This is a genomic window from Pseudomonas sp. BNK-44-b (assembly GCF_047456245.1).
GTDB classification, from domain to species: Bacteria; Pseudomonadota; Gammaproteobacteria; order Pseudomonadales; family Pseudomonadaceae; genus Aquipseudomonas; species Aquipseudomonas machongensis.
On sequence record NZ_CP179908.1, the window covers coordinates 3,144,561 to 3,166,805 of the forward strand.

Annotated in this window: 29 protein-coding genes and 1 tRNA gene; 19 read left to right on the plus strand and 11 right to left on the minus strand. The window is 60.4% G+C overall.

The features are described from left to right. The first annotated feature begins 11 nt into the window (after positions 1–11). From ACMGGG_RS14385 to ACMGGG_RS14395, 3 genes are all read left to right on the plus strand, one after another. Positions 12–281, plus strand: a complete 270-nt coding sequence (locus ACMGGG_RS14385; protein ID WP_414155740.1) for a hypothetical protein — start codon at positions 12–14, stop codon at positions 279–281. Further along, complete coding sequence (locus ACMGGG_RS14390) at positions 278–736, plus strand: hypothetical protein (RefSeq protein WP_414155741.1); 459 nt, start codon at positions 278–280, stop codon at positions 734–736. Before ACMGGG_RS14385 ends, ACMGGG_RS14390 begins: the two co-directional genes overlap by 4 nt. Before the next feature lie 81 nt (positions 737–817). Then, complete coding sequence (locus ACMGGG_RS14395; protein ID WP_414155742.1) at positions 818–1,330, plus strand: hypothetical protein; 513 nt, start codon at positions 818–820, stop codon at positions 1,328–1,330. A 2-nt stretch (positions 1,331–1,332) separates the two neighbouring features. On the opposite strand, the gene ACMGGG_RS14400 is transcribed toward ACMGGG_RS14395, so the two are convergent. Continuing rightward, a complete protein-coding gene (locus ACMGGG_RS14400; protein WP_414155743.1) occupies positions 1,333–1,842 on the minus strand; it encodes a hypothetical protein in 510 nt (169 codons plus the stop codon). A 110-nt stretch (positions 1,843–1,952) separates the two neighbouring features. Here ACMGGG_RS14400 and ACMGGG_RS14405 point away from each other — a divergent pair, with 110 nt between their 5' ends. Then, on the plus strand, positions 1,953–2,591 hold the full coding sequence (locus ACMGGG_RS14405; RefSeq protein ID WP_414155744.1) for a hypothetical protein: 639 nt from the start codon (positions 1,953–1,955) through the stop codon (positions 2,589–2,591). Positions 2,592–3,067: 476 nt separating this feature from the next. Next, positions 3,068–4,018: a phosphoadenosine phosphosulfate reductase family protein gene (locus tag ACMGGG_RS14410; protein WP_414155745.1), complete on the plus strand. Its 951-nt coding sequence runs from the start codon at positions 3,068–3,070 to the stop codon at positions 4,016–4,018. 44 nt (positions 4,019–4,062) lie between these two features. Here the strand turns inward: ACMGGG_RS14410 and ACMGGG_RS14415 are convergent, their stop codons facing one another. Both ACMGGG_RS14415 and ACMGGG_RS14420 read right to left on the minus strand, forming a co-directional pair. Beyond that, a complete protein-coding gene (locus ACMGGG_RS14415) occupies positions 4,063–4,428 on the minus strand; it encodes a hypothetical protein (protein WP_414155746.1) in 366 nt (121 codons plus the stop codon). A gap of 1 nt (position 4,429) precedes the next feature. After that, on the minus strand, positions 4,430–4,882 hold the full coding sequence (locus tag ACMGGG_RS14420) for a hypothetical protein (RefSeq protein WP_414155747.1): 453 nt from the start codon (positions 4,880–4,882) through the stop codon (positions 4,430–4,432). A gap of 92 nt (positions 4,883–4,974) precedes the next feature. Here ACMGGG_RS14420 and ACMGGG_RS14425 point away from each other — a divergent pair, with 92 nt between their 5' ends. Both ACMGGG_RS14425 and ACMGGG_RS14430 read left to right on the plus strand, forming a co-directional pair. Further along, positions 4,975–5,406, plus strand: a complete 432-nt coding sequence (locus ACMGGG_RS14425) for a hypothetical protein (protein ID WP_414155748.1) — start codon at positions 4,975–4,977, stop codon at positions 5,404–5,406. After that, positions 5,403–5,852, plus strand: coding sequence for a hypothetical protein (locus ACMGGG_RS14430; RefSeq protein ID WP_414155749.1), 450 nt, complete (start codon positions 5,403–5,405; stop codon positions 5,850–5,852). The genes ACMGGG_RS14425 and ACMGGG_RS14430 overlap by 4 nt, the downstream gene beginning before the upstream one ends. Positions 5,853–5,981: 129 nt before the next feature. Here the strand turns inward: ACMGGG_RS14430 and ACMGGG_RS14435 are convergent, their stop codons facing one another. Further along, on the minus strand, positions 5,982–6,281 hold the full coding sequence (locus ACMGGG_RS14435) for a hypothetical protein (protein ID WP_414155750.1): 300 nt from the start codon (positions 6,279–6,281) through the stop codon (positions 5,982–5,984). Between the two features lie 610 nt (positions 6,282–6,891). On the opposite strand from ACMGGG_RS14435, the gene ACMGGG_RS14440 reads away from it, so the two are divergent. Both ACMGGG_RS14440 and ACMGGG_RS14445 read left to right on the plus strand, forming a co-directional pair. Continuing rightward, complete coding sequence (locus tag ACMGGG_RS14440) at positions 6,892–7,173, plus strand: hypothetical protein (protein ID WP_414155751.1); 282 nt, start codon at positions 6,892–6,894, stop codon at positions 7,171–7,173. After that, positions 7,170–7,574: a DUF2591 domain-containing protein gene (locus ACMGGG_RS14445; RefSeq protein ID WP_414155752.1), complete on the plus strand. Its 405-nt coding sequence runs from the start codon at positions 7,170–7,172 to the stop codon at positions 7,572–7,574. The genes ACMGGG_RS14440 and ACMGGG_RS14445 overlap by 4 nt, the downstream gene beginning before the upstream one ends. Before the next feature lie 18 nt (positions 7,575–7,592). Here the strand turns inward: ACMGGG_RS14445 and ACMGGG_RS14450 are convergent, their stop codons facing one another. After that, positions 7,593–8,303, minus strand: a complete 711-nt coding sequence (locus ACMGGG_RS14450; RefSeq protein ID WP_414155753.1) for a hypothetical protein — start codon at positions 8,301–8,303, stop codon at positions 7,593–7,595. Between the two features lie 33 nt (positions 8,304–8,336). Here ACMGGG_RS14450 and ACMGGG_RS14455 point away from each other — a divergent pair, with 33 nt between their 5' ends. Genes ACMGGG_RS14455 through ACMGGG_RS14465 form a run of 3 tightly spaced genes read left to right on the plus strand, consistent with a single transcriptional unit; the run spans position 8,337 to position 10,224 of the window. Beyond that, on the plus strand, positions 8,337–8,888 hold the full coding sequence (locus ACMGGG_RS14455) for a hypothetical protein (RefSeq protein ID WP_414155754.1): 552 nt from the start codon (positions 8,337–8,339) through the stop codon (positions 8,886–8,888). A gap of 39 nt (positions 8,889–8,927) precedes the next feature. Beyond that, a complete protein-coding gene (locus ACMGGG_RS14460; RefSeq protein ID WP_063545410.1) occupies positions 8,928–9,173 on the plus strand; it encodes a DUF4224 domain-containing protein in 246 nt (81 codons plus the stop codon). A 1-nt stretch (position 9,174) separates the two neighbouring features. Then, a complete protein-coding gene (locus ACMGGG_RS14465) occupies positions 9,175–10,224 on the plus strand; it encodes a tyrosine-type recombinase/integrase (RefSeq protein WP_414155755.1) in 1,050 nt (349 codons plus the stop codon). 101 nt (positions 10,225–10,325) lie between these two features. Here the strand turns inward: ACMGGG_RS14465 and ACMGGG_RS14470 are convergent. Next, positions 10,326–10,399, minus strand: a tRNA-Cys gene (locus tag ACMGGG_RS14470). Positions 10,400–10,544: 145 nt separating this feature from the next. After that, positions 10,545–11,570: a protease SohB gene (gene sohB / locus ACMGGG_RS14475; RefSeq protein WP_151926198.1), complete on the minus strand. Its 1,026-nt coding sequence runs from the start codon at positions 11,568–11,570 to the stop codon at positions 10,545–10,547. A 199-nt stretch (positions 11,571–11,769) separates the two neighbouring features. Between sohB and ACMGGG_RS14480 the strand changes: the two genes are divergently transcribed. The 4 genes from ACMGGG_RS14480 (at position 11,770) to ACMGGG_RS14495 (ending at position 14,915) form a co-directional block, all read left to right on the plus strand. Next, the gene (locus ACMGGG_RS14480) at positions 11,770–12,483 is read left to right on the plus strand and encodes a histidine phosphatase family protein (protein ID WP_414155756.1); all 714 of its coding nucleotides are present in this window, start codon (positions 11,770–11,772) and stop codon (positions 12,481–12,483) included. Positions 12,484–12,536: 53 nt separating this feature from the next. Continuing rightward, the gene (locus tag ACMGGG_RS14485; RefSeq protein WP_027920549.1) at positions 12,537–12,854 is read left to right on the plus strand and encodes an SCP2 sterol-binding domain-containing protein; all 318 of its coding nucleotides are present in this window, start codon (positions 12,537–12,539) and stop codon (positions 12,852–12,854) included. A 201-nt stretch (positions 12,855–13,055) separates the two neighbouring features. After that, positions 13,056–14,123: a phosphotransferase family protein gene (locus tag ACMGGG_RS14490; RefSeq protein ID WP_414155757.1), complete on the plus strand. Its 1,068-nt coding sequence runs from the start codon at positions 13,056–13,058 to the stop codon at positions 14,121–14,123. Between the two features lie 24 nt (positions 14,124–14,147). After that, on the plus strand, positions 14,148–14,915 hold the full coding sequence (locus ACMGGG_RS14495) for an SDR family oxidoreductase (protein ID WP_063545458.1): 768 nt from the start codon (positions 14,148–14,150) through the stop codon (positions 14,913–14,915). On the opposite strand, the gene ACMGGG_RS14500 is transcribed toward ACMGGG_RS14495, so the two are convergent. Continuing rightward, on the minus strand, positions 14,916–15,737 hold the full coding sequence (locus tag ACMGGG_RS14500) for a class I SAM-dependent methyltransferase (protein WP_112898672.1): 822 nt from the start codon (positions 15,735–15,737) through the stop codon (positions 14,916–14,918). An 84-nt stretch (positions 15,738–15,821) separates the two neighbouring features. On the opposite strand from ACMGGG_RS14500, the gene ACMGGG_RS14505 reads away from it, so the two are divergent. Continuing rightward, positions 15,822–16,193, plus strand: a complete 372-nt coding sequence (locus tag ACMGGG_RS14505) for a GFA family protein (protein ID WP_054892110.1) — start codon at positions 15,822–15,824, stop codon at positions 16,191–16,193. Between the two features lie 33 nt (positions 16,194–16,226). Here the strand turns inward: ACMGGG_RS14505 and ACMGGG_RS14510 are convergent, their stop codons facing one another. Beyond that, entirely contained in the window at positions 16,227–18,320 is a 2,094-nt protein-coding gene (locus ACMGGG_RS14510) for a TonB-dependent siderophore receptor (protein WP_414155758.1), read from the minus strand. A gap of 150 nt (positions 18,321–18,470) precedes the next feature. Between ACMGGG_RS14510 and ACMGGG_RS14515 the strand changes: the two genes are divergently transcribed. Together ACMGGG_RS14515 and ACMGGG_RS14520 are read left to right on the plus strand one after the other, a co-directional pair. Continuing rightward, a complete protein-coding gene (locus tag ACMGGG_RS14515; protein WP_112898674.1) occupies positions 18,471–19,544 on the plus strand; it encodes a helix-turn-helix domain-containing protein in 1,074 nt (357 codons plus the stop codon). Between the two features lie 17 nt (positions 19,545–19,561). Next, entirely contained in the window at positions 19,562–20,260 is a 699-nt protein-coding gene (locus ACMGGG_RS14520) for a YoaK family protein (RefSeq protein ID WP_112898675.1), read from the plus strand. 1 nt (position 20,261) lies between these two features. On the opposite strand, the gene ACMGGG_RS14525 is transcribed toward ACMGGG_RS14520, so the two are convergent. Together ACMGGG_RS14525 and ACMGGG_RS14530 are read right to left on the minus strand one after the other, a co-directional pair. Continuing rightward, a complete protein-coding gene (locus ACMGGG_RS14525) occupies positions 20,262–20,612 on the minus strand; it encodes a hypothetical protein (protein WP_112898676.1) in 351 nt (116 codons plus the stop codon). Between the two features lie 250 nt (positions 20,613–20,862). Continuing rightward, a complete protein-coding gene (locus ACMGGG_RS14530; protein WP_054892120.1) occupies positions 20,863–22,194 on the minus strand; it encodes an OprD family porin in 1,332 nt (443 codons plus the stop codon). Positions 22,195–22,245: the final 51 nt, after the last annotated feature.

A 22,245-nucleotide genomic window follows, 5' to 3' on the forward strand; every position in this document is an offset into this window, starting at 1 on the left:
AGGAAAATCCCATGCAGACAGCAATGCACCCCGCTTTCGCGGAGAAACGCGCCCTGCTCGCGGCTCTGCTCGAGCGCAGCCAAGTGGTACGCGAAGAAGCTCTCGCCAAGGTCGCCCAAGGGAGTCCGCGCTACCAGGCATCTGGTCATGGCGGCACCTGGGATGTGGTTGAGATCGCCACCGGCGCCGTGCAAGGTTTCGCCTACAGCTACAAAGCGGCGATGCGCTTTGTCGATGCCTGCGAGGCCGGGGCGGCAAGCAAGACAGGCACGCGGCAATGAGCAAGCGCAAACCCCACAACATGCGGGCGCGCCTGGAGCGAACCTGTCGGGCACTGGTTTCCGCCAATCATGCGGCCGTGGTCAACATCGACCCCAGCGGCCAGCAGGTGCTGATCAACTGGAGGAACCTCAAGCAGATCCGCGTGCGCCAGGTCGTCGACGCCGTCTGCGACATCCCTCACCGCTGGACCATCTACCTCAGCGTGCTTTGCCGGACCGAGTTCGGCGAGCGCTACCACAAATCGGTTGAGGTCGCGCCCCAAGGCAACTACCGAGCCGATCACCTCACCGATGTGATCGAAGCCACCTACACCGAGTTGCGCGCCACCGCGAATCCAAACCACCTGGTGGCATCCGGCTGGATCGCCATCCCCACCGACACAACGCTCGACGAAGCAGAGGCAGCCAAGATCTTTGCCGCTGTCGGCGCCTGGAATCAGCAGAAGGCAGCATGAAACGCATCACCGCCCGCGTCCGGCACGGCCGGCGCCAGCAACACATCAATCTGCCGCCCAGCGGCTTGGGAGGTAATGACCATGGCAATGGACCAGGCGGGGCGCGACAGGCGCCGGCGCGAGAAGGCCGAGCGCCTACAGGAAGAAGACCTGCGCTTGAAGGTTCGACCAGGGACTAAACAGGCCCTGCTGGAGCTTATGGATTGGGCCGGGATCGAGGAACAGGGCGAGGCGATGACGCTGATGATTCATCACGTCGAGGCGCTCGGACATCACGCGCTGTTCAGGATCGCGCGCCACGAAATCGAAGCTCACCGCACCGTGGCGCGGACCGAGCCGCTACGGCTGTCAGCCAGGAAGCGAACGGGCCAACACCTGCGGGCGATCTGCGGCTGGGCAGACGCCTCGGCCAGCCAGATGATCGAGGCGCTGATCTACGGCATCCACGCCCTTGGCAGGCTGCACGCGGCGAAGTTTCTAACCCCGCCGCGGCACGAAATCAGCATCTCACCCCGCCTGGCCCTGGCCTTCGACCGGAAGAGTATGCTGATGATTCAACAGGATCCTGGCGATGAAATCTGCTATCCGTCTTGAGCTTAGGCCTTGTCCAAGCCTCGCTCGACAAGCATGCGGTCAAGTTTCGCCAAGGCATTGGCCAGCAACGCTGCATCAGCATCCATAGCGCTCATGAACCACATGACCGCGTTTAGAAAACGCCCGAAAAAATCACCAGCGTTTACAAAAACTACCGTTGGGTCGTTATTGACGGTGTTTTCAACCCCGCCAACGGTATAGAAAACCTTTCGGATGCTCGTATCACGCTGATTCGCAGACGACTCGGCAGTACCGGTGTGAATGATTGCATTACGGGCCTCCCACAGCTCATCGGCCGTCACGTTCATAGGGTTGTTAGCGAGCATGTACGTGTTGACCCATTTTTTAAAGTCGACATTCGTGGTTCGCTCTTGCGGAGCCGCAAGCCACCCCATCTGATCGATCGCTGCATAGGTCAACATGAGCGCGGGGACTGTATGGCCTGCGTCGCGCAAAACGATCATCGCGTCGGTCATCTTATGGGCGTATTCGAATACTCGGGTCGTGCTCACAGCATCTCCTTGACCCGGCTCCATGCCGGTCACCCGTAATACCCCATCCCAAACCAAATTGCCACCATGCCGCCACCAGCACGGAGGGCGGCGCATGCATGGAGAAAGCCATGAGCCAGTTCTACCTACAGGACAGCCGCAGTCATGTCGGCGACGGAATGATGTTCTGGGCCAAGGAAGGCCGCGGCTACGTGACCAACCTGGACCAGGCCGAGCTGTTCACCTTCGAGGAGGCATGCCGCCACCGTGACACCGATATCCCTTGGCCGAAGGAGTACATCGACGCCAGGGCGCACTTCGGCGTCGACTGTCAGCTGATGGAAGATGACAGACGCATTGCGGGGCTACATGCCGGCGCCCGCGTCTACGTGCACGTGCCAGGCGACTGGAGCGGGAACGATGTCTACTGGGTCAGCGAGCAGCGCGGCAAGGTAACCGAGAACCTGCAGCAAGCGATCTGCATGGATCTGGAAAACGCCCAGTTCACGTATGCTAATCATGCCGCACAGGGCTCCCGAGTATTCTGGCCAGCAGCCTACATCGAGGAGATCCGCCGGCGCCTGGTACACCGCCAGAACGTCGACCATAAGCTGGCCCTGCGCGTGGCCGGCGTAAAGATGCCCAGGCCGCCCAAGGTCGCCAAGCGCCGCCAACCAATGCTCAATTGCTGCGGCTGCGGGCGCTTCATCAGCTGGGACGGCCGATTCCTCAACAACTGCCGGAACTGCGGCGCGAACAACTGCCCCTGATTCTCCGGCGCTGCCCGCCAGAGCCTTCCCCTATTCAACGATAACGCCTCCCCGGCGACGGCGGCGTTCGCTCGAACTATCGGGGCGCGTTATCTAAACGCCACTGAGCTAGTTCACGCATCTGGATACTGAATAGCTCCGCGAAACGCGGCTGCAACACGTGAGACTCAACCGTAAGCTCGGGGCGATTTTCTCCGAGCAATCGCGTAAGGCCGGTTTGGAAATCTCCGGAGGTCACAAGCCTGATGGCTGCTTCAACTGGTCCATAACGTCTATTCATCCTTTCCCATACAGTCGGGGTGTAGTTGATCCGGTAGCACTCCTGGATAGCCTCCTCGATTGCCCTCGCAAACTCTGCTCTCAGCGCTTCCACATTTCCTCCTTTAGTCACTCACTTTTAGCTGCCCATCGCAGCTTGATCACCATTTCTGACGCGCTGCCCTCGCTAGGGCAGCGCCAGCGCGCAAGGACACAAGATGGCCGAATACAACATCGTCAGCATGAGCGGCGGTAAAGATAGCACGGCCACTCTGCTGGTCGCCCGTGAACTCGAGGTGCCAAACCTCAGTGCTGTTTTCGCGGACACTGGGCACGAACACCCGGCTACCTATGACTACGTTCACTACCTGGCTGAGGCCGTTGGAGTGCCGATCCGCTGGGTAAAGACCGACTTTGCTCGACAGATCGCCGGCAAGCGCAAGTTCATCGAAACGAAGTGGCGCGAGAAGGGAGTGCCCGAGGCGGTGGTGCTGGCCGCCCTGGAGGTGCTTCACCCCACCGGCAACCCTTTCCTCGACATGTGCCTCTGGAAAGGCCGTTTCCCCAGTACCAAGGCGCGCTTCTGCACTGATGAGCTGAAGCGCAACCCGATCATTGAAGACGTGTTCATGCCGCTGATGACCGGCGAGAACCTGGTGCTGTCTTGGCAGGGCGTGCGAGCTGACGAGTCACTGAACCGGCGATACCTGCCGGAGTGCGACGAGGTCGGCGGCGGCCTGTTCAACTACCGCCCCATCCTGAAATGGACGGTGGATGCGGTGTTCGAGGCGCACCGGGCCGCAGGCATCAAGCCAAATCCTCTGTACATGCAAGGCTGCAATCGCGTCGGCTGCATGCCTTGCATCATGTGCGCGAAGGATGAGCTGCGCGAGATCGCAACCAGGTGGCCCGAGGAAGTGGCCAGGGTGCGCGAATGGGAGCGCCTGGTGAGCATCGCCAGCAAGAGAGGCGCGGCAACGTTCTTCGCCACTGTCACCGACCCCACCGTCCGGTCCGATGACAAGGTCAGTGCCGAAACCCACGGAATCGACCGCATGGTCGACTGGGCCAACACTTCGCGCGGCGGGCGCCAGTTCGACATGGTCGACCTAATCGCGCGCGCGGACAGCCACAACAAATGTTCATCAGCCTACGGACTTTGCGAGTGACTCCGCTCCTGCCCCTAAGCTAAACGACGCGCGAGTGTTATGCATTAAAAAAAGGAACCCTTGAAGAGCGAGTCAAAATCCATAACTTGCGATCTCGCCATTTCAAAAAGCTGATGCATCGCCGCAGATGGCTTACGATAATCAGCAACTAACGTGCCAAACTTTACCACCGAGAATCGTATTTCTGAACTCCAGAAATACTCATCTTCATCCCTCCAGTATTTATATCTAGCCTCATAAACGCTGACATCAAGACCATTGTAAGTAGCACCAAAATTAGTAACCACCATATCCTCGGTGGCGTGATTAAGAAAATAGTGAGGCTCTGTTAGCTCCCAACGAACGCTACCCATAGATGTCTCTCTGACAAGCTGCATCAAAAGTCTTTCAATCTGATCATCAGAACTCACGTTATGCCCACCTAATATCTTTTTCACGCTGCCCAAGAAGAGAAACCAATGTATTGGCTTCATTAGACAATTTCCAAGCATGCTGCTTTGAGGGATCAGATTCAGGATCACTATGGAAAATTTCTCGACCCTCAATCAGTGCAATAACCACTTCAACCTGCTTCAAGTCTTCACTTGATATCTTCAGCCTTAGGCTAAGCAGTATACCTTTCAACGATGCTATAGCGGAGCTTGTTTTAGAGTGATCTCCGCCACTTTGCCACTCAGTCACAGCTGCCAGAAGAGATTTAACCTCTACACGCAGTTCTTTAACCAGATCAGGAAGTCTGATTCTGATTAAAAATTCTTTTCTAATTTTACGTGTTTCCCACCAAACAACGGCGGTCCACACTAACCCACCGATCGAACATAACACCGATAGATCGATCACCCACTGATAAAGATAGCTTTCCATTCCATCTCCAGTCCTAACCTCTTAATTCTGCTCGAGTCAACGCCCCGTAGAACGACGGCGAACAATAATAGCTGCATTTGGATTACAAGCCCATGCCCACAGAAAACCGATCCAGCAACACCGAGATGCTCAGCTTGTCGCGTGACTTGATCGGCCTCACCCTGGCGCACCTGCCGAACGACAGTGCTGCAAAGTGGGAGATCTACGACCTGCTAGCCCAGCCAGCCCCGCAGCCCCACCCAGACCCCATAGCCTGGATGGTTGGTACTGCCTTCTGGTGGACCAAAGACGAGGCAGAGAGGGATGCGGCAGAGACTGGGCTGCCGATTGTTGGGCTGGGCCCGATGCTCGATAGCGCTGAGGTCGAGCAGCTGCGTGCGGAGCTTCGAGTACAGGATGCATTGCTAGAAGAAGCATATCAGCGCGATATCGGCACACCGCTCAAGCGCAAGATACGCGCCCAGCGTGTCGCCCTATCCGCCAGCGCGGAGCCCAGTGAACCGGTGGCGGAGGTCAAGCCATGAGCAAATTCAAACCGATCCCAAAGGGCGAGCGCCCGTTTCTCTATCGGTATGGGTGGGAGTCTGGCGTGTACGGTGAGGTGTCCGTCTATTGCCAGCGCTACGTGGCCTACGCCGAAACAGAGGTCTGCTTCTACATCATCGAAGATCGGCACGAGCACCAGGTTGATTCCCCGCACAGCTGGGATCAGCACTGGGTCAAGCGGTACCGCCGTCGCGTACTGAAGAGCCAGGAAGGCAAGCGCTATGCCTACATCGACCAGAGGCAGGCGCTGCGCTCGTATATCAGGCGCAAGGAAGTCCACCTGAGCTTTGCCCAGGCCGCAGTCGAGCGCGCCAAAGCCAATATGCAGGCCGCAAAACAGGCGCTCGAAAGCGGGATCTTGGTCGACAGTTCGGACCACCTGCGCACGCCATGCGAGTTCTTCGAAGGCTGGGTCGAGATGTAGTCGGCCAAAGAGCACATTTGTACTCCATCCAGCTGTAACCCCTCTCCCCTCTATTCACTGCCGCGATATGGCAGGCTGTAGGGGCTGGCTCAATTTCAGAGCCTGATCCAGCCCCAGAGTGACGACACCTTACCCAGCAGACGCTTTGGATGTGACGGCAGACAAGCCTTCCGTAGCAATCCGGCGCGCCCGCCCGACCCCCCAGGCCATAGCACGGGTCATCGACTCGCCAGGACGGGAGTCAAACGCCTCCTCATGCACCGCCATGCCTTGAGGCGCATAGACGCCGATGAACATTTGTGTTTGACCTGTGCGTGAAAGCCTCACCTGGACATCAATAAATGTTCCGTCGTCGAGTGTTTCGTCATGAGTACGGTGGTGAAGCGCTGGATCTGCCCAATCCCAGAACACATTTCCACGAACTCGCATGCCACCCTCCTTCAATCTAGATATCAAATCCATAGGGAGTTCAAAGTAAGGCACGCGACATAAACTTCAAGTGTCCTTTATCGAAAACAATAACTGATCGACAGTCGGCGTAGATAATTATACAAAACTAATTTTTTGTATAAGTTATTGAGGGCGACTATTCGTAACCTTCGATTGCTTCGCTTCCGTTCGAAAGTGACTCCGCAAATTCAATCCATTGATTGAAGGCAGCCCGATGCGCCTCGCACATGGCCTGCCAGCTCGGGCCGCCAAGACGGCCATATGCCACCTGATTCATTGTCGATGAAGTAAGCGAATCGAGTTCGCGAAGCAACTTGTATGCGCGGTACCTGCTTTCACGTTCCGGCATGGTCCTGCCCCCCACGATGCACAACAAGGTTTGAGCCTTTCCAAGGCTTCTGCCTGGTAGACCTTCGTGGTCTGCCTTCTTTCCATCAATCCTAACCGTTCCGCCGAATGGCGGCGAGGCGAAGCTATGTCTCAAGCATTTCCATACAAACAACGAGCGCCAGCTCTCCCCGCACGAAACCCAACCCGAACCTACACCCGCTATGGCGCCTGGGCGCTGGATTGATGATAGGTATCAGCTGTGAAAATCGGAAGACTCTTTGTCGGTCTGAATTGGTGCTACGGCGCGAAAGACCAGGCCGTGATCTTGAGCTGGGCGCTGAAGTGCGGTTACTGGCGCTGGGCGGTCTGGTGGCGCAAGCCAAAGAAAGTGCTGTGCCTTCCTGCCTTCGGGCCATCCATGGCGGTCGGCACCCGGTACCGGGTCGGCCATGGTCACTTCGGCGCCTGGGTTCGGCTTCCGCTGATCGGCTCGTTGTCCATCTCAACTCAGCCGCCCTACCCGGTGCAGGTTCAGCCATGACCGGCCTGATCGAAGTGAAGACTGCAGACCTGGCCGGTGAGGCACTGGGCTGGGCTGTGGGCAAGGCAGAAGGCCTAGACCTGATCCTTGAGCCACCGCAGTACGGCAACCCGTGGCGAGTGTTCGCTCGGTACCAGGGCCATGCGACAGAGCGCACCAAACGCTTCAACCCGTGGGAAGACTGGGGGCTTGGCGGGAAGCTGATCGAGAAATACCGCGTCGGCTTCGGCCTCTACTCGGACTATTTCTTTGCTGTCACCGGCCTGGATGATCTGCCGGGCGATGCGGACGGCTCGACGCACCTGGTTGCCGCCTGCCGCGCCATCGTCGCCGCCAAGCTCGGCGATACCGTCCGAGTGCCGAAGGAGCTGATACATCAACAGCTAACACCATTTGCTTGATAGACGCTCGGAACAACCTCAACGAGAGATACGCCAGTCGTTTGCTGGGTCCACGACCAATAACGATTTATCATCGCCCTGCAAAAGTAACTTTCCGTTTGCCGCATCAACTAGGCGATACACCTCTGTCGAACCAATTTTATAGACCTTCAGCATGCCTTTACCGCTTTCGCCTTGCAACTTATCTGCATATTCACGCGCAGATACTTTCGGCATCTCGACAACCACCCAGTAGGCAAGAAGAAACAGGGTAACTATCGAAAATACCTTAAACAGCACATGCTGAAGTGATTCAGGGTGTAAATAACTTGCCGCCTGACAAACCAGCGTAGACATCAACCACCCACGAGCCCAAGGATTTTGTGAGAGAGCGCCAATCCAATCACTGTCAAACTTGTAGTATACGGAAGAGGCCACCACAAAAATGTAAAAGGGATAGCAAACTATCCTCATCAACCAGAGTAAGTTCCGCTCACTTACGCTAGGACTCTGGACAATCACAAGCAACGTTACCAGACCAATTGAACCATAGACTGCATTCCAGACACCTCTAATTACTAGCTCAACAAAAGTAAATCCACTTAAGAACCACTCAGAATCAAACACCTTTAAGTAAGCTGAGCTGTAAAAATATCCTGCACAGAAAGCGAACCCTAGAAATAGAACTGAGCAACCTGCCAACTTACTCAGAAAATCTACGACCCTTGAAAAGTCACCGCTAACTTCCATGCCCTGTCCTTAATAATCAAACCGAGAGTTCGTATGATCATAGACGACGTAATGACAAACAAGATCACGCTCCACGGCCTGGGCTTCGTACAGGTCCAGTTGCAGGGCGACCAGCGCCTGCATGTTTGGCACCCCGAGCTGCCCCGCCGCAGCTGTTTCGAGCACTCGGCAATCCACGACCATCGCTTCAACTTCGTATCGCGGATCTTGGTCGGGAAACAGATCAACCACTGCTACGACATGCGCCGCCTGGATGACGGTGAATTCGTTCTCTATCTGCACGAAGGCGCGCGGCAGGCTGGCGGCGGTAGACCGTGGACCCCAGACGGCAGGGCCAACATGGTGCACCACTCGACCTGCACCATTGCCGCGGGCGATGTGTACACCACCAGGGCCTACGAGTACCACCGGACCGAGCCGGGCGGTGACGGCCGAGTGGCCACCATCATGCAGAAGCGCGGCGAATACCCAGCCGGCGCCCACTCCACCTGCCGCTACGGCGTGCAGCCCGACACAGACTTCGACCGCTATCAATGGCCCGCAGCGCGACTCTGGGAAGTCGTGCGCGAAGTGCTGCTGGCCTGATTACCGTACTGCCGCCACCGGCGGCGTGGAGACCATCCCATGGAAACCGAGATCCTTTCGGACGAAGAGCTGGTGGTGATCACCGGCTACAAACCCCGGGCGTGGCAGCGCCGCTGGTTGAAAGAAAAAGGCTGGCATTTCGTCGAGAGCCGCGGCGGCCGCCCCCTCGTTGGTCGCCTGTACGCCCGCCAGAAGCTCAGCGGTCTGGTGATCGACACTGTGCCGGTCGCTGCAGCTCCGCCGCCATCGCCAGCCTGGACCCCTGATTTTTCCCGAGTAAAGTGAAATGCGCCCAAGGAAGACCGAGAATCGCGACCTGCCACCAGGCATGTATCGTCGCAAAAGACAAAAAGCCAATGGCAAGGTGTGGGAGGCTCTGTACTACAGGGACAAGTCGGGCAAGGACATTTTCCTTGGCAGTGACCTGGTGAAGGCCAAGCTGATGTGGGCAGAGCTCGAAGCCAAGACGGTACCGAAAGAGCTGACAACGATGAAGGGGATCTTCGACGAGTACCTGTTGAAGATCATCCCAGGCAAGGCCGCCAGGACCCAGAAAGACAACATCTACGAGCTTAAGCAACTGCGCACTGTTTTCGATTCGGCGCCGATCGATGCCATCACGCCGGCCATGATCGCGCAGTACCGCGACTCAAGGTCGGCCAAAACTCGAGCGAACAGGGAAATCGCCCTGCTCTCGCACGTTTTCAACACCGCAAGGGAATGGGGGCTCACCACCCGGGACAACCCGTGCCTGGGCGTGAGGAAGAACAAGGAGAAACCGCGCGACTTCTATGCCAACGAAGCGGTGTGGCAGGCGGTATATGAGGAGGCCCCACAGGAGCTTAAGGATGCGATGGACCTGGCGTACCTGACCGGCCAGCGGCCATCGGACGTTCTGTCCATGCGAAAAGACGATATGGACGGGATCTACCTGCAGGTCAGCCAAGGCAAGACCGGCAAGCGACTGAGGATCGTCCTGGAGGTGGACGGAGCGAAGAACAGTCTTGGGCTGCTGCTGGAGCGGATTATGCGCAGGACCAGCGAGCACCTGTCGCCGTTTTTCATCATCAACGAGCACGGCAAGCGCATGAGCTGGCCGATGTTGCGCAACCGGTGGGCGGACGCCCGAGAGGCCGCCAGGGTGAAAGCTGAAGTCGAGAAGAAGCCAGACCTCGCAAACCGAATCGCCCAGTTCCAGTTCCGAGATATCCGACCGAAGGCGGCCTCGGAGATAAACGATCTGGGCGAGGCAAGCGTGCTGCTGGGGCACTCCAAAGAGGGAATCACGGAGCGTGTCTATCGACGTGTTGGGGCTATCGCGAAGCCCTCGAAATAGGAAAGTTTTGGGACTGCACCCAAATAGTTTTGGGACTATCGAGATTTTCCGGCGCACAAATAAAAACCCCGCAGACGTTAATCTGCGGGGCTTTCGAATGGTGGAGGCCGAGGTCGGAATCGAACCGGCGTAGACGGATTTGCAATCCGGAGCATAACCACTTTGCTACTCGGCCTCAAAGTTCGGAGTCAGCTTTCGCTATCTCCTTGAAACCGCTCAGCTTTTTCAAGTGAGCTGCGTTTCGATGGACGCCATTATGTCGGCATTCCCCTCACCTTGCAACCCCCCTGAAGAAAAAAATCTTCAAGGGGTTCAAGGTGTTAGCGCAAGCGGCCAAGCCTGCTCCAAAGCCCTACCAAGGTGTTCTCCACGGCACCGCTGGCGGCCACGCCGATGCGCTCCTGCAGGGATTTACGCTCGGCGTAGCGGACGTGGAACAGGTTGGCGTCGTGGGCGCGGTCGCTGAGGTATTCGTCGCTGGTGCGCAGCTCGTCGACCAGCTTGCGGTTGAGTGCGGCAACACCCAGCCACACTTCGCCGGTGGCGACCTCATCGATGTGCAGCTGCGGGCGGTAGCGGGCGACGAAGTCCTTGAACAGTTGGTGAGTGATATCCAGGTCTTCCTGGAATTTCTCCCGGCCCTTCTCGGTGTTCTCGCCAAACACGGTGACGGTGCGCTTGTATTCGCCGGCCGTGAATACCTCGAAGTCGACATCGTGCTTTTTCAGCAGGCGATTGACGTTGGGCAACTGCGCGACGACGCCGATCGAGCCAAGTACGGCGAACGGCGCACTGACGATCTTCTCGCCGATACAGGCCATCATGTAGCCGCCGCTGGCCGCGACCTTGTCGATGCACACGGTCAGCGGAATGCCGGCCTGGCGGATACGCGCCAGCTGCGAGGCAGCCAGGCCGTAGCTGTGCACCAGCCCGCCACCGCTCTCGAGGCGCAGCACCACTTCGTCACGTGGGGTGGCGAGGGTGAGCAGCGCAGTGATTTCGTTGCGCAGGCTCTCGGTGGCGGAGGCCTTGATGTCGCCGTCGAAATCCAGCACGAAGACCCGGCCCTTTTCCTCGGGCTTGGCCTTGCCTTTCTTCTTCTGTTTTTCCGTCTTGGCCTGCTGCTTGCGCAGGGCCTTGAGCTCGGCCTTGTCGAGCAGGCCGGCTTCCAGGCGCTCGCGCAGCTCCTTGTAGAAGGTGTTGAGGCGGGTGACCTGCAATTGCCCGCCGGGCTTGCGTCGACCCTTGCCACGCAGGTTGGCGATACCCGAAAGGATGACCAGGATGGCGATCACCACAGTGGCGGTTTTGGCGAGAAAGCTTGCGTATTCGGCAAGAAACTCCACATTGACTCCTTAATAAACCTGCGCCTGCACGACGCGAAACTGATGCAAGCATACCGGTGCGCCTGGGCTGCCGCCAGCATGGGAAAATGCTGGCAACACAGTTCAAACAACCTTTTCAAACGCTTGTATGTTTTTTCATTGACAGCCTCTCTGGCGCATCCTAACCTCGCAGCAACCTCCATCCCGGCCGGACATTCCAGTGGGCAACATCTACCTGATCCGACATGGCCAAGCCTCCTTCGGCGCCGACGACTACGATGTCCTGTCGCCGCTGGGTGTGCGCCAGAGTCAGGCGTTGGGTGAGCACCTGGCTCAACTGGACCTGCACCTGGATCGCTGCCTGGCCGGCGACCTGCGGCGCCAGCAGGACACCGCACGGCTGACGCTCGACGCAATGGCCGCTACCGGCTGCGCAATCCCGGCCATAGAGACCGACGCAGCCTTCAATGAGTTCGATGCCGACGGCGTGATCCGCGCCCTGCTCCCTGCCCTGCTGCCAGACGAGCCCGAGGCGCTGCACGTGCTGCGCAATGCTGCGCAGAATCGCAGCGAGTTCCAGCGTCTGTTCGCGCTGATGGTGCAGCGCTGGCATGACGGCGAGCACGAGGCTCACGATGGCCTGGAGACCTGGGCCGCGTTCACAGCGCGCGTTGGTGCCGGCCTGCAACGCGTCCTGGCACAAGCCTCAAGCCGTGACAACATTGCCGTCTTCACCTCCGGTGGCAGCATCGCCGCCCTGCTCCACCTGGTCACCGGAATCACCCCAGCCCAGGCGTTCGCGCTGAACTGGCAGATCATCAACACGTCGCTCAGCCACCTGAAGTTTCGTGGCCGCGACGTGGCATTGACCTCCTTCAACAGCCAGGCCCACGTGCAGCTGTTGCGGATGCCGGAGCTTCTCACCTATCGATGAGCCCGGCCTGTTGTGCCCCGTGCACGCGACTTTCACCCAACAAGGAATACACCATGAGCGACGTAGCTAAAGCAGTCGAAGCGATGAAAGCCAAGTTCAACCCTGCCGCCGCCGCCGGCCTGGACCTGGTGTTCGGCTTCAACATCACCGACGAAGACAAGCACTACGCCCTGCTCGTCAAGGACGGCACCTGCGAGATCCAGGAAGGCGAGAACCCTGACGCCAACTGCACCCTGGTTCTGGACAGCGAAACCCTCAAAGGCATCGTCAGTGGCGAGACTGATGGCATGCAGGCCTTCATGGGCGGCAAGCTGCGCGTCGAAGGCGACATGATGCTGTCGATGAAGCTGAGCGAGCTGTTCCCGTCCTGAGTGATGCGAACACGCGCATGAAGAAAACCGAGGCCTGACCGGCTTCGGTTTTTTTTTGCCCGCAGCCTGCATGCATCACTCATCAGGGGCAGTGATCGACCGGCAACACCCGCGTCGATATGACGTTTGGCACGCTTGTCCCAACCCAGGTTGGCCATTAGATTAGCCAATGATCCTTGCGACCGAGAATAAGGAATACGCATGACGCTCACCGACCAGTCCACCCAGGTCCGCCCCGGCGAAGAACTCGATGCAGCCATCATCGATCCTTACCTCAAGGCGCATATCCCGGGCCTCGCAGGCACCCCGAGCATCAGCCAGTTCCCCGGCGGCGCCTCCAACCTCACGTACCTGGTCGCCTACCCCGAGCGCGAGTTCGTGCTGCGTCGTCCGCCCTTCGGACACAAGGCCAAGTCGGCCCATGACATGGGCCGCGAGTTTCGCATCCTCAACCAGCTCAACGACGGCTTCCCGTTCTGCCCCAAGGCCTATGTGCACTGCACCGACGAATCGCTGATCGGCGGCGAGTTCTACGTGATGGAGCGGGTCGAGGGTGTCATCCTGCGCTCGGACCTGCCCCCTGAACTGAACCTCGACGCCAGCCGCACCGAGGCGCTGTGCAAGAGCTTCATCGACCGTCTGGTGGAACTGCACCAGGTCGACTACAACGCCTGCGGCCTGGCCGACCTGGGCAAGCCCGAAGGCTATGTGCAGCGTCAGATCGAAGGTTGGTCGAGCCGCTACGAAAAAGCCCTGACCCCGGATGCGCCGCGCTGGGAAGAGGTGATCGCCTGGCTGCGCGAGAAGATGCCCGCCGACCACGCGCGCCCTGGCATCGTGCACAACGACTACCGCTTCGACAACGTCATCCTCGATGCCAACAACCCCATGCGCATCATCGGCGTATTGGACTGGGAGATGGCGACCATCGGTGACCCGCTGATGGACCTGGGCAACAGCCTGGCCTATTGGATCGAGGCCAACGACCCGGCACCGGTGCAACTGATGCGCCGCCAGCCGAGCAACGCCCCCGGCATGCTGACCCGCCGCCAGTTCGTCGACTATTACGCCGAGCGCGCCGGCATTCGCATCGACAACTTCGACTTCTATTACAGCTACGGCCTGTTCCGCCTGGCCGGGATCGTCCAGCAGATCTACTACCGCTTCTTCCACGGCCAGACCCAGGACAAACGCTTCGCCCAGTTCATCCACATGAACCGGCTGCTGGAGCAGATGAGCCTGCAACTGATCGGCAAATCCACTCTGTAACCGGCGACAACAAGGAAAACCAGCATGTCCAAGACCCAACTGTTCGACCTTGACGGCAAGATCGCCTTCGTTTCCGGCGCCAGCCGCGGCATCGGCGAAGCCATCGCCCACCTGCTGGCCCAGCAAGGGGCCCATGTCATCGTTTCCAGCCGCAAGCTCGACGGCTGCCAGCAGGTCGCCGACGCAATCATCGCAGCCGGCGGCAAGGCTACGCCGGTGGCCTGCCATATCGGTGAGCTGGACCAGATCCAGCAAGTGTTCGCCGGCATCCGCGAGCAGTTCGGACGCCTGGATATCCTGGTCAACAATGCCGCCACCAACCCGCAGTTCTGCAACGTACTCGACACCGACGTCAGCGCCTTCCAGAAGACCGTCGACGTGAACATCCGCGGCTACTTCTTCATGTCGGTGGAAGCCGGCAAGCTGATGCGCGAGCACGGCGGTGGCAGCATCATCAACGTAGCGTCGATCAACGGCGTGACACCGGGCTTGTTCCAGGGCATCTACTCGGTGACCAAGGCTGCGGTGATCAACATGACCAAGGTCTTCGCCAAGGAGTGCGCGCAGTTCGGCATCCGCTGCAACGCCCTGCTGCCGGGCCTGACCGACACCAAGTTCGCCTCGGCACTGGTGAAGAACGACGCCATCCTCAACGCCGCCCTGCAGCAGATTCCGCTCAAGCGCGTAGCGGACCCAAGCGAGATGGCCGGCGCGGTGCTGTACCTGGCCAGCGACGCGTCGAGCTACACCACCGGCACGGCGCTCAACGTCGACGGCGGCTTCCTTTCCTGATCAGCCCTTGCGCGCCTGCAGCGTGTAGCTCAACGGCAGGCGCTCGGGCCGCTCCGCCAGGCACCACTCGCCGTCGGCGCCCTTGAGCATCTGCCCGGGCAACGCCTCCCACGGGATGCTCGGGTGCTCGACCAGGGCGGTCAGTTGCATGCCTTGTTCAAGCAGCGCCGTGATGATTTCGCCAAGGCCGCGGTTCCAGGAATGGGTCTCGGTTTGTGCCAGGCGATGTTCGCTTTCGACGTAGGTCTGGTCGCTGTGGAAGATGAGCGGCGCCTCATGCTCGAAGTACGGGAAGTCGACCTGCAGGCGATCGGCGTGGGTTTCGTCGAGCGTCCATAACATCGGGTGCCCCTCACGCAGGAACAGCCGCCCGCCCGGCTTGAGCAATGCCGCGACATTCTGCGCCCAGCGCTGGATGTCCGGCAGCCAGCACAGTGCGCCGATCCCGGTGTAGATCAAGTCATAGCTCGCCTTGGGCAGCACCTCGCTGGCACGGTAGACATCCGCCTCGACATAGTCGATATCGGTGCCACAGCGCTCTGCCAGCAACCGCGCCTGCGCCAGCGATGCGGGCGAAAAGTCCAGCCCGCTGACCTGCGCGCCCAGCCGCGCGAGCGACAAGGTGTCGGTGCCGATGTGGCATTGCAGGTGCAGGGTCTTGAGGCCTTGTATATTGCCCAGGCGCGGCAGGTCGAAGCGCACGACTTCGGAAAGATGCGTGGCAGACTGCACGAAGCATTCGACTTCATAGCCCGGCGAGGCGGCGTGCAACGGCGCCCGCTCGTCCCAATTGGCGCGGTTGAGCTCCAGTGACGGATTCATGGACACTTCCCTGTGCGGAAAACCGCCACGTTAACCGGCCAGGAGGCAGGCCGACAACCAGTCATTCAAGGAGAGAACGCCAGCATGAAGACCTACAAGGGCGGCTGCCTGTGCGGTGCAATCCGCTTCGAGGCCGATGGACCAGCGGGCAATCCCCACCACTGCTCGTGCCGCTGGTGCCAGCAGCACACCGGAGCACTGGTGGCGAGCTGGGTGGAGTTCGATCGTGCGCAAGTGCGCTGGGTCGGTGCCGGCGGTGCGCCTGACACCTGGCGCTCTTCGGATTATTCCAGCCGGGCATTTTGCCGATGCTGCGGCAGTTCGGTAGGCGCGATCGACGATGCACCGACGGTGGCGTTGCTGCTGGGGTGTTTCGATGAGATCGAGGACGAGCGCCTGGTACCGACCGGGCACTCGTTCGAGGACCGCTGCCCAGGGTGGATGCAGCGGGGTTGATGGGGCTTTCCAGGACCGCCGTGCGGCCCGAGGTTACAACGACAGACTCATGCTCACACTCAGGTTGCGCGGCTCGCCCGGCATGTTCCACGCCGCGTTGTAACCGCGTTCGTAGTACTTGCGGTCGAAGACGTTGTTCAGGTTCACCCCGAAACTCAACTGCTCGCTGGCCTTGTAGTGCGCCAGCAAGTCCAGCGTGCTGTACGCCGGCAGGCGCAGGTCACCGCCCGCCTGCCCGGAACGCTCGCCCACGTAGTTGGCCGAGGCGCCGACATCCGAGCCACGCAGCCAGCCGTTCTGGAACTCGTGCACCACCATCAGGCTGCCGCTGTGCCGAGGAATGCCCAGCAGGTCGCTGCCCTTGGGCAGTGCGGCATCGCCCTTGGTGACCTCGGCATCGATATAGGCATAGGCACCGATTACCCGCACGGCCTCGGTGAGCTGACCGCTGAACTGCACGTCCAGCCCCTGGCTGTGCGCCTTGCCCGCGGCGATGCTTTCACCAAAGGCATCGGTGGTGACGACGTTTTCCTTGTCGATGCTGAACAACGCCACAGTCGCACCGAGCCGGCTGTCGAACAGGTCGAGCTTCAGACCCGTCTCGTAGCCCAGCCCCTTCTCCGGCTTGTACACCTGGCCTTGGGTGCCGATGGCGTTGGGCTTGAACGAGGTGGAAGCATTGGCGAACACCCCCACTTCCGGCGTCCATTGATACAACAGCCCCACACGCGGCGTAGCGACTTCCTTGACCTGGCTGTTGCTTACCCCGGTGGCACGGTTCAGCGCCGTCTGCTCGACCCGTTCCAGGCGCACGCCGAGCAGGCCACGCCAGCGCTCGTCGAAGATGATCTGGTCTTGCAGGTTGAGCGCCTGGCTTTCGGTGCGTTCGAAGAAGTCATTGGGGTTGATCAGCGGCGGCTTGGGCTGCCCGTAGACCGGCTGGTAGATATCCAGCCCATAGCCGAGCGACGTAGCGCTCTGCGGGTATTTCTGGCTGTTGCGGTAGTTCTCGTACTCCAGGCCGATCAGGCTTTGGTGCTGCCAGCCGAGAAAATCGAACTGCCCATGCAGTTCGGCCTGGGTGATGTTGTCGTTCCACTCGAAATTGCGTTCGCGGTAGAAACGGCTGATCGCCTGGCCGACTACCCGCGACGGCTCCGAACTGTTGCCGCGCAGGTGGCCCTGGGTGTAGTGGTTGGCCAGGCGCAGTTTCCAGTTGTCGTTCAGGTAGCGTTCCAGGGCCAGGTCCAGGGTCTGGTTGTCGTTGCGAATGTGGCCGTCGTTGGGCTCGCCGAGAAAGGTCGAGCGCTTAACGGATCCCAACTGATTGTTGACCGCCGGAATACCCCGGTCGAACACCGATTCGGTGCGTGAGAATTCGGCATCCAGCAACAGCCGCGTGTCAGGGTCGAGTTGCCAGCTCAGCGACGGGCTGACGATCTGTCGGCGGCTGTCGACGTGATCGCGGAAGCTGCCGTTATCTTCCACTGCCAGATTGACGCGCGACAGCAGGCGCCCCTCCTCGTCCAGCGGCGTGTTGACGTCGAGGCTGCCGCGGTAGCGATCCCACGTGCCGGCGCTGGCCTTCAGGCGCGTGAACGCCTCCTCCTGCGGACGCTTGCTGACGATATTGACCAGGCCACCCGGATCGCCGCGCCCGTACAGGCTGGCGGCCGGGCCCTTGAGCACCTCGATGCGCTCGATGGTGGAGGTGTCCGGTGCACTGTAGCTGCCGCGGTTGATGGCAAAGCCGTTCTTGTACAGCTCGCCGGTGGTAAAACCGCGCACGCTGTAGTTGAGGAAGGTCAAGCCACCGAAATTGTTCTGCCGGGTGACGCCACCGGCAAAGTCCAGGGCACGGTCGATGCGCGTGCTGTTGAGGTCTTCAAGCACCTGGCTGGGCACCACGGCGATGCTCTGCGGCGTGTCGCGCACATCGGTATCGGTGCGCGTCGCGGTGCTAGAGCGGGTGGCGCGATAGCCCTGCACAGGGCCGTCGGCGCGCTCCAGCAGATGACTGTCGCTGACGGTCAGGGCCTCGAGTATTACAGGTTCGGCAGCACTGCCGGGCAGGCCGAACACAGACAGGGAAAAACCCAGGCAGAACCGGGCGGGGGAAACTTTCATCAACGACGCTCCTAAATTTCATGTAATAACATAACAATTTATGAACGATGCGAGGAATACCCGGATGAGAAAAAACCGCATTTGTTCGTCAACCTGAGGTTTACGGCTCGGGTATACTTGCGTTTCCGGCCCGCTTCCAGGAACCGCCCCATGGTTGAAAACAGCTTTGCCTTTCGCCTCAAGGAATTGCTCGAACACCACAAGCTGACCCTGCAAGCCGTGGGCACCGCCCTGGGCATTTCACGCACCGCGGTGCACAAGTGGACTCGCGGTGGCGAAATCGACTACGACAACCTGCGCAAGCTCGCCGCATTTCTCAAGGTCAACTGGATCTGGCTGCGCTACGGTGAAGAAGCCTTGCAGAGCGTGCAGCAGGCCGAGGTGGTAGAGCTGCCGATGACCGACGTGCGGCGCCGCTACACCGCCGAGATCATGGAAAGTGAAACCCGCATGAAACTGGCCCAGGAAGGCGCACGCATCGTCACCTGGGAGTGGAACCTGGTCACCGATGAAGTCACCTACTCGCCCAACGTCGAGGCGGTGTATGGCTGGCCAGTGCAGCGCAACGAAGAGTTCTGGGCGCATATCCACCCGGACGACATTCCGCCGATGCAGGCCATGTACGCCCAGGCCGTCGCCGACGGCACCGGTTGCGAATGCGATTTTCGCATCACCCGCCCCGACGCCAGCCAATGCTGGATCGCCTCGCGCGCCACCGTGCTGGCCGACAGCGCCGGGCGCGCGGTGAAGATGGTCGGCATCAGCATGGACACCACCGAACGCAAAGTCGCCGAAGAAGAATTGCGCCAGAGCGAGGCGCGCTTTCGCACCATCTTCGAGTTCGCCTGGGGCGCGCTGGCCTACATCGATCCCGACGGCAGCTGGCAGCGGGTCAACGGCAGCTTCTGCGAACTGCTGGGCTACCGCGAAGACGAGCTCTACGGCACCACCTTCCAGCAATTGACCCATCCCGACGACCTGGCGCACAACCTGCACTTGCTGCAGCGCCTGCTTGACGGCGAGATCGACCGCTACGAAGTGGAAAAACGCGTACGCCACAAAAACGGCCACTACCTGTGGGTCCGCGCGCGTACTTCGTTGCAACGCCAAGCCGACGGCCAACCCGAGCACCTGATCAGCGTATTCGCGAACATCACCGCCGAACGCGAAGAACATGAACGGCTGCAAGCACATATCGCCAGGCTCGAGGCACGGCTGGGCTGATTCAGGGGAGAGCTGCGATGCTACCGGGAAGTGCGTCACCCGACAGCCAGCGTCAACAGCGGGTACAGCGCCGCGGCACGGTGGGGTTGTACTTCGTTGCCGCCTTGTCGGTACTCGCCGGCATGACCGATGCCATCGGCTTCATGGCCACGGGCGATTTCGTTTCGTTCATGAGCGGCAATACCACGCGCCTGGCGGTCTCGCTGGGCAGCGCCGAGCTGGGGCCGGTGCTGCGCCTGGCGCTGGTGATCGCGGCGTTCGTGCTGGGCAACGCACTGGGGGTGATCGTTGCCGCCAGAAGCGGCCGGCGCCACTGGCCCTTGCTGTGTGTGATCGCCCTGCTGCTGGCGGTCGCCGGCATGCTGCCAGAGCCCATGCAACTGCTCGCGCTACTGGCGGCGGTGACCGCGATGGGCATGATCAATGCGGTGGTCGAGGAAGTGAACGGCCTGCCGATCGGCCTGACCTACGTCACCGGCGCGCTGTCGCGGTTCGGCCGCGGGCTGGGCCGCACCCTGTTGGGCCAACAACGGCTGGGGTGGCGCGTACAACTGGTGCCCTGGAGCGGCATGTTCATCGGCGCAGTGCTGGGTGTGTTGCTGGAGCAACGCTTCGAGCGAGCGGCACTGCTGGCCAGTGCGCTGACCGCCCTGCTGCTCGCCGTGGTCTCGTGGAAGATTCCACGGCGTTGGCAATTGCGCTACATGCCTCGCTGACTCACAGGCAGGTTGCCGCCGCAGCCTTGCGCTGCAGCGCAACCATGTCGTTCTTCTGGGCGTAATAATCGACCCGAGTCCCGCCAGCCTGCGGGTAGACGTCAACGAAGGATTCCGCCTCGCGGGTGTACACCGTCAAGCCACCGCCCTTGCGCGTTTCCAGGTAACCACTGGCGTCAACGCCGAAGCGCGATTCTTCCTGCCAACTGAACTGGATGCACTGGGCCACCAGCTCCGGCGCTTTCTGCGAGTCGAGGCGCGCGCTGGGCTGGCCGTTGCGCGCAGCCTCCATGGTCGACGAAGCGCAGCCAATCAACATCAGGGCTGCAGTCATCGGCAGTAGTGCTCGCATGTTCCATCCTCGGGGCAAAAAAGAAGCGACTGTAGCACTGGCGGTGATCGCGCGTGAATGCTCGTGCTGCGCAGCGGCATTCAACCCGGCGCTACCTGACCGGTGCCCACACCGGATCATCTGCCATCAGCGCCGTCACCCAGTCGGCGGTTAGACGAACGACATCGGCATGGTGCCCATCTGCCAATCGCTCACTCCAGCGCCCGTTCACGAGCAAGCCCGCGCCCACGAGAGTGGCGCGGGCTATGCCTTAGAACAACGGCAGGCTGTAGGTGATGTAGAGACGGTTCTCGTCCAGGTCACGCTGGTTGGCGTAGGTGCTGCGCAAGCTGGCGTTGCGCCAGGAGAACGACAGCCCCTTGAACATCTCGCCCTGCACTGCGTAGGTCACCCAGAAATCACGCTCCCACTCATGCTGGTCACCCTGCGCCGACTTGATGTTGTCGCCGCGCTGGTAGGCCAGCAGCGTGGTCAGGCCCGGAATGCCGACAGCGGCGAAGTTGTAGGTGTGCTGCGCCACCCAGGTCCGCTCGCCGGCCTTCTGGAAACGTGCACCGGTCTGGCGGTCGGTGATCAGGTAGGTGGCCGAGCCATCGCCCTGGTTGACGAAGGGAAAGTCACTGTCGCCTTCAAGCTGCTGGTAGCCCAGGCTGAAACCGTGGCCGCCGAGGCTGTAGGTGAACAGCCCGGCAAACGCCTGGTTATCGACCTTGCCGTTGTTGCCGAAACCGGCACTGCGGTACCCCTCGGCACGCCCAGCCACACTGCCGTTGCGCCCCGACGGACCACTGTCGAAATAGCGCAGGTCAGTCTTGAGGCTGCCCACCGGCAAGGCCAACTGGTGCACCAGGCCGACGAAGTGCTGGCGATAGAAGTCCTCCAGCTCACCGTAGTAGTACTGCAAGGTCAGGTCGCGGCTCACGGCGTAATCGACGCCGAAGAAGTTGAACGCATTGCTGCGCTTGCCGAACGGCCCACCCGCTCCGGCAATCGCCATGCCTTCGTTGTTCGACGAGTTGCGGCTCTTGACCCGCTGGATCTGCCCGCCGGTGAACGTGAAGTTGTCCAGGTCGCGCGAGGTGATCTGCAGGCCTTCGAAGGTTTCCGGCAACAGGCGACCGTCGTTGAGGGTCAGCACCGGCATCTTCGGACGCAAGGTGCCGAGCCGCGCTTCGGTCTTGGCAACGCGCAGCTTGCCAGTCACGCCCAAGGTGCTGAACTCATCCACCGCACGACCATCGCTGTCGGTGGGAAACACCAGGCCACCGCGGTTGGTGCTCTGCGGGTTGTAGTGGGTGCCCTTGCCCGAATCCAGACGGATGCCAAGCATGCCCAGAGCATCGACACCGACACCGACGGCGCCCTCGGTGTAGCCGGAAGTGAAGTCGAACAGAAAGCCCTGGCCCCACTCCTCCTGCTTGGACGGGTTGGCGCTGCCGCTGCGGTTGTCCTGGTTGAAGTAGATGTTGCGCATTTCCAGGCGCGCATGGGAATCCTCGATCAGGCCAGCGGCCTGGCTGGTCAGGGGGGCCAGCGCCAGGGCGATCAGCCCGGGAGCGAAAGAAGATCGTTTGCAAGACATGCTGTGTGCTCCTCGTTTCTTGTTGTTATGTGCAGCGCCGAACGCCAGGCG